This is a genomic window from Escherichia sp. KCJ4928 (assembly GCF_004352695.1).
Lineage (GTDB): Bacteria > Pseudomonadota > Gammaproteobacteria > Enterobacterales > Enterobacteriaceae > ECMA0423.
In genome coordinates, this window is sequence record NZ_SJWV01000553.1 from 1 (window position 1) to 602 (window position 602).

Consider the following 602-nt stretch of genomic DNA (forward strand, 5'->3'; position numbering starts at 1 on the left):
GGGCTGGACCAGCCTGTTTCAGGCGGTGGCTGAGCCCTTTTCCGGCGCCTGGCAGCAGGGCGTGAAAGCCGATCCTGAAGCCGTCCTCTCCTTTCATGCGGTGTTTGCATGTATTTCGCTGATATCCCAGGATATCGCCAAAATGCGGCTGCGTCTTATGCAGACGGATGCGCATGGGATACGCAGGGAAACGCGCCGGGGGGATATTGCCCGCCTCTGTCGTCGCCCCAATGCGCAGCAGAACCGCATTCAGTTTTTTGAACTGTGGCTGAACGCCAAACTGCGTCACGGCAATACGGTGGTGCTGAAAATCCGTAATGCCCGGGGGCAGATCAAAGAACTGCGTATTCTGGACTGGAACCGGGTTGAACCTCTGGTGGCGGATGACGGCGAGGTGTTCTACCGCATCACGCCGGACCGGAACTGCGGGATCACTGAGGCGGTGACGGTGCCTGCCCGGGAAGTGATCCATGATCGGTTTAACTGTTTTTTTCATCCGCTTATAGGGTTGCCGCCGGTGTATGCCGCCGGGCTGGCGGCCACGCAGGGGCATCATATTCAGGAAAATTCGACGTCTTTTTTCAGAAATGGCGGCAGGCCGT

Annotated in this window: 1 protein-coding gene; it reads left to right on the top strand. The window is 58.1% G+C overall.

Annotation, left to right across the window (positions count from 1 at the left end; genetic code table 11):
- A partial coding sequence (locus E0D98_RS25510; protein ID WP_131891496.1) for a phage portal protein occupies positions 1-602 on the top strand: 602 nt, incomplete at both ends.